Below are 4,079 nucleotides of genomic sequence, written 5' to 3'. Positions count from 1 at the left end.
CAGAATAGGGGACGCTTCGCGTCCCACGCTATCCATCCTCGCACTAGAAGTACGAGGTTTTTCGCGTTAACTGATAACTTTTTCCTAGCCCCATTGGCATCAAGCACGTATCTTCTTTCAAAAATTCCTTTAGGCGTTTTACGGGTATAGCTGTATAAGTAACCATTGTCGTCTAAGGTCAGTTCTGGTATTACATTTTTGCAGTGTAAGTAAGTGAACTCACGCTCAAGCCACGTATCGTCAGTACTTTGTAGGTCAACAGAGTCGTCTCGATCCAGTGCAAAACCAATTAGACGCGTCCAGGGCTGAATCTGATCCACATTCGAAGAATTCGACTTCATTGATTCCAATGCAATGTAGGCTTCCGGTATGAGAGGTTTAAGTCCTGACATTGCGCGCAAGTCAACCAGCCCAACGACCGCTGGTTCCAGCCGAATACCTAGACCGCTGAGAGAGCCTTTATAAAGGTGGTTGTTATTGAAGATCCCCTGGATCTCCCAATCACCGTGCAAGTCGCCATCAAGTGGTTCAGTTGCGTCGTGTATCAGGATCGGCAGTTGTTGAGCTGGAGCGAAGTAATTTCCAATCAGGCACTCTTTCACTGTTTCAAATGATGCGTTGGCCATTACATTCTTTTCCTATGACTTTTTAGGTTTTGGATTAAATATGGATAGTAGGCAGATACCTAACAGAGAGAACCATAGGGCAGGTGCCCATTTTCCACTTAGAGCCCAAACCAAAGGGTTATCAGCACCCGATTTAACAAAATCATAGGCGCCAAGGGTACCCACCAAAACAAGTATGAAAAAAACAGCTAATTTCGTCTTACTGTGCACACAAACCTCCGCTTCCTATTTATTTAGCTGCCCTTCAAAAAACGACATGGTGATGTTCTAACAAGCCATTCCGCGCCTTCTCAAACACTCGTCTTTGAGCTTCTTTTTTATAGTAGGGAACAAGTTCAGGTAGACGAGTTGCCCCAAGCCACCCCGAAAATCCCGAAGCCAATGTTCCCCACATAACTTCTATAACGTAAGCAGCTTCCTGAAATGGCACTTCAATTCCGTCTATCCAGAACCAAGCTATTGTGGGAATGATCACAGCAGATGGGTAGAACACTCCTCCCAGAAAAAACACTTTGAGCAAGGTTTGCGTAAAGACCTTTCTTCCCTCGTCCCTGACATCGGGATCGTGGCGTAACACCTGGGACTCTTTCTCAATCGCTTCCCATATATCCGCCAAGCGGGCTTCAAGCTCACGATTTTCCCAATCCTCATCATAATCTGCCATGGATGCCTTCTCTAACATTACGTTTACACAATGGTGTCCTGAGAATTTCCGCTCAAGCCATGCGCTGTCAGCACTTTGTAGGGTGATTGAGTCCTTCTCAATCACTGAGTGATACCAAGTCAGGCGTTGGCATCGGGCGCAGGTTTGCTATGACAACTTGAGCAGAATCTGTGTCGAAACCAAGCTTTCCGAGCCTGCTAGCGAAATTAGCCCTGTCGTATTTAGCATGATCTTTTTGGAAGAAAATCCCGTAACTAGGCCCTACTGACAAAAGAAATGCTATCAACTGCGTTGTTTCCCTGTCGTCTTTAGCGGCTATACCTTCAATTTGCTCACGTCCAACAATGACGATCCCAGATTCCTCGATTACATCAAGGGCCTCGTGAATACTGGTACTACACTTGGTACTACTCATAGTATCTGGCCTTTCAAAGAGACCTGGATTTATTGAATTTTGAATACGCATACACATTTCTGCGTTCATGCTCCGACCGTTCACTTTTGCCAAACGCTCAACTTCGCTTTTAAGCTCATCTGGCAACCGCAATGGGTACATAGATCGTGTCTGTGCCATGGCTAACCTCTTTTCCTTTAACTTTTGAATGACACGGCACTAGGCTCATTACTTCCCCAAAAAAGTGGGTTCTGATCTTACCCAGCAACAGTGGACACTCGTTTAAGCGATCATTCGGACTTCAAACGCCTCTGGGCTGATCATCCCTATAGCACTGTGCCGTCGTTGCTTGTTGTAGTCCAGTTCGATGTATTCAAACACCTGGCGTCTCATCATATCTCGCGTTTTAAAGTTCTCGCCGTGGATCGCTTCCACCTTGAGGCTGTGAAAGAAGCTTTCGGCACAGGCGTTATCATAACAGTTGCCTTTCGCGCTCATACTGCACTTGAGTTCATGTCGCGTCAGTAGCGACTGATACAGCGTCGAACAGTACTGACCACCTCGATCTGAATGGACGATCACGCCTGTTGGCATTTTACGTTTCCATAGCGCCATTTGTAGTGCATCACAGACAAGATCTGCCGTCATACGCTCGCTCATTGCCCAACCAACGACTTTGCGAGAGTAAAGATCAATTAGCACAGCAAGATAAAGCCAACCTTCACCCGTCGCCAAGTAGGTGATATCACCCACCCACTTTTGATTAGGGGCTGAAGCCCTGAAGTCTTGCTCTAGCAGGTTTGGCGCAACAGGTAGCGAATGTCGAGAGTTTGTGGTGGCCTTGAACTTACGGGCAGCTTTAGCACGCAGGCCTTGTCGCTGTAAGCTGGCAGCCACGGTCTTGCGATTCACCGGTATTCCGTCATCTTGCAGGTCTAGAGCTAATCTCGGGGCGCCTGAGCGGCCTTTACGTTGGTGAAACGCCGCAGCCACACGCTTATCGAGAACGGCTTGCTGGCTGCGCTTTAGAGACAGACCTCCTTCGCGCTGTCGCCAAGCGTAGTAGCCGCTTCGAGCGACCCCAACAACATGGCACATGCGCTGAACACTGAAAGCCTGGCGATGACGATGGATAAAGGCGTACTTCACTTCAGGCTCTTCGCAAAGTACACCGCGGCCTTTTTTGTGATAGCCAGCTCCTCATTGGCTTCGGCTAATTGCCGCTTCAGACGAACGTTTTCTTCTGCCAGCGACCGCTCTCGCTCAGATGTATCTTGCTGTTGCTGAACCTTAGAACGCCACTGATAAAGCTGACTCGAGTGTATGCCCAGTTCACGAGCCGCTGCGGCAACGCCTATGCGATCAGCAAGCGCTAACGCTTCTTGCCGATAGGTATCTGAGTAACGGGTATAGGATTTTTTCTTCATTGATGTCGTCGATCTTGCCATGGTTCACCTCGTTGCAGTGTATTACATTCTTGAGGTGTCCATCGTTACTGGGCAAGATCATTCTTCGTCACTTCACGTGGATTTGGCCTGATCGAATAGGCGGCCCACCGGGCTGCCAATCAGGTAGATCATGGCGATAAAGTTGGCCTCGTTCCGGTAGCCACGTGCTCGTGACCGAGCCGCTTGGAACAGACCATTCATTCCTTCCAGTCTTGCGTTCGTCAGTCCCGAGAGCCAGCGTCTGACCACCGCGTCGGCGTGCCGCTCAAGCGTCGCCAGGGCTTTCCCCATCGGCTTCAGCAGTGACTTTTCAGACACCGCCGCCTGCATGACCTTGAGGTAGTTCGTGATGCGCCACCGAGCCGCTCTGGGCGTTGGAGCCTTCTGGATCCAGCGTAGCTTCTCCTTGATCACCCAGGCATCGGCCGTGGCGCTCTGATCGGCCACCAACTCCTGGAGCGCCGAAAGCTGTTTGGGTGTCAGGTTCTTGTTATCCAGGTTCTTCAGCAGGGCCCAGCGCAGCGACTTGGGGTGCCCCTGCTCCCGGCGCTCTTTCTTGCGTACCTCGTCCAGCCGCTTGGTGAAGGTCTGTACGATATGGAACCAGTCGACCGTTACCTCGGCCTTGGGAAGGTGCTCGGTCACGCCGCTAAGGAAGGCTGGCGACATATCGCAGACGACCTCGACCACATTATTCGGGTCGCCGCCATGGGCCGCCAGGAAGGCGCTGAAAGCCTGGATGGCATCCTTGCCGCAGCCTGGGACGGCAAAGATAACCGGTTCCCGCTTGCGCTGCATGTCGAGGAACACCGTGACATAGCGATGACCGCGCCGGGAGGCGGTTTCGTCCACGCCGACCGTCACCACCTTGGTAAGCGTTCATCCTACGACGTAGTTGACCTACTTCACGTCACGCAGAGGCCTAAGTAACTCCGGCGAGACCTTGT

General features: G+C 50.8%; 4 protein-coding genes and 1 pseudogene. All 5 read right to left on the bottom strand.

All coding sequences use genetic code 11. From position 1 onward, the window contains the following. Positions 1–626 (bottom strand): hypothetical protein (locus INT33_RS20805; RefSeq protein ID WP_226917017.1); only part of this gene is annotated, 626 nt, incomplete at its 3' end. Between the two features lie 244 nt (positions 627–870). After that, positions 871–1,290: a hypothetical protein gene (locus tag INT33_RS20800; protein ID WP_193086014.1), complete on the bottom strand. Its 420-nt coding sequence runs from the start codon at positions 1,288–1,290 to the stop codon at positions 871–873. 97 nt (positions 1,291–1,387) lie between these two features. Beyond that, entirely contained in the window at positions 1,388–1,864 is a 477-nt protein-coding gene (locus tag INT33_RS20795; protein ID WP_193086013.1) for an Arc family DNA-binding protein, read from the bottom strand. A gap of 102 nt (positions 1,865–1,966) precedes the next feature. Next, a protein-coding gene (locus INT33_RS20790; RefSeq protein ID WP_139296708.1) for an IS3 family transposase occupies positions 1,967–3,132 on the bottom strand; the annotation gives its coding sequence in 2 pieces (ribosomal slippage) (positions 1,967–2,871 and positions 2,871–3,132; 1,167 coding nt in all). A 72-nt stretch (positions 3,133–3,204) separates the two neighbouring features. Further along, positions 3,205–3,993, bottom strand: a pseudogene (locus INT33_RS20785) (ISL3 family transposase); the annotation flags it as partial. Positions 3,994–4,079: the final 86 nt, after the last annotated feature.

Origin of the sequence: Halomonas colorata, assembly GCF_014897985.1 — a bacterium.
Lineage (GTDB): Bacteria > Pseudomonadota > Gammaproteobacteria > Pseudomonadales > Halomonadaceae > Vreelandella > Vreelandella colorata.
This window is presented reverse-complemented; position numbering and strand designations above follow the sequence as displayed.

What these genes read in the sequence shown, in the direction of transcription:
- INT33_RS20800 (WP_193086014.1), bottom strand. Translation starts at nt 1,290, where the DNA reads ATGGCAGATTATGATGAGGATTGGGAAAATCGTGAGCTTGAAGCCCGC.
- INT33_RS20795 (WP_193086013.1), bottom strand. Translation starts at nt 1,864, where the DNA reads ATGGCACAGACACGATCTATGTACCCATTGCGGTTGCCAGATGAGCTT.